The 1,275-nt window shown below is 65.6% G+C and carries 1 protein-coding gene; it reads right to left on the minus strand.

Annotation, left to right across the window (positions count from 1 at the left end; genetic code table 11):
- Window positions 1-65: 65 nt before the first annotated feature.
- The gene (locus D588_RS0112015; protein ID WP_026143640.1) at window positions 66-1,091 is read right to left on the minus strand and encodes an NAD(P)-dependent alcohol dehydrogenase; all 1,026 of its coding nucleotides are present in this window, start codon (window positions 1,089-1,091) and stop codon (window positions 66-68) included.
- Window positions 1,092-1,275 lie beyond the last annotated feature (184 nt).

Here is a 1,275-nt window from a genome sequence, read left to right on the forward strand (position 1 = left end):
GTCCCGCCGGGCGTCGCTGCCGGATGCAACGATGGCGCAGTCGTCCTGGCGATTGCCGCGCGAGTTCAGGCCACGTCGATCACCACTTTGCCGAATGCGCCGCGCTCCAGGTGGTCCAGTGCGTCCGGCAATTCGGCAAAGGAATAGCGTGCGTCGATGACCGGCTCGAGCCCGAGCCGATCGACCGCCACCGCCAGGTCCTCGAGTGCGCGTCGGTGCCCGACACCGATGCCGTGGATGGTGAGCTGCTTCAGCATCAGCGGCCCGACCGGCGCCGTTACTTCGAATCCTTTCAGTACGCCGATCTGGTGAATCTGGCCGCCGACCGCTGCCGCCTGCACGGCCTTGCCCAGATGTGCGCCTCCGACCAGTTCTAGGATCTGGTCCACGCCACGGTCGTCGGTGAGGCGCAGCACCGCTTCCGTCCAATCCTGTGCGCTGCGGTCGATGCCGTGGTCGGCGCCGAGCCGTCTGGCGCGCTCCAGCTTGTCGGCGTTGCCTGAGATCACGATGGCCTGCGCGCCGTGCGCCTTGGCGATCTGCAAGCCGAACAGGGCGACCCCGCCGGTGCCTTCGATCAGTACGGTCTGGCCGGCGCGCAGCCTGCCGTTTTCGACCAGCGCGAACCAGGCGGTCAGCCCTGCGCAAGGCAGCGTGCTGGCCTGGGCATCGTCGAGCGTGGCCGGTGCATGGACGAACCAGTCCTGCGGAAACGCCACGTACTCGGCAAGGACGCCGGGATGGCTGCCGCCGAGACTGCGGTAGAGCGGCACACGCGCATCGCCTTGCGGGGCGCCGTCGATCCAGCCCGGGAAGAAGGTCGAGATCACCCGCTCGCCGACGGCGAACCGCGTTGCCCCGGGGCCAAGCGCGTGCACAGTGCCGGCCAGATCGGAGCCGGGCGTGAAGGGAAACGCCAGCGACAGACCCATGCCATCCTCGATCACAAGCGTATCGCGATAGTTGAGCGCCACTGCGCTCACTTTCACCAGCACCTCGCCGGCCTGCGGCGTGGGGATGCCGGCCTGCGTCAGCGCCAGTTGGTCACGGCCGAAGCCGTGCATCTCCCATCGTTTCATCGTCTTGCTCATCGCGAACTCCTGAAGGCGGCGTCTGTCGGAGCAACGATTCTATTGGCGATTTTAAAGAACGTGTGGCGATATAAAATCCGATGATTGGTGCATTTATTGCGTCAATTACGGGTGGCGTCAGGTGATGCGAGGCCGTGTCGTGGCGACTAGATGTGATCTCTCAGTAGGTTGTTCATCCGGGGCA

The sequence above is a fragment of the Xanthomonas sp. SHU 308 genome, assembly GCF_000364645.1.
Lineage (GTDB): Bacteria > Pseudomonadota > Gammaproteobacteria > Xanthomonadales > Xanthomonadaceae > Xanthomonas_A > Xanthomonas_A sontii.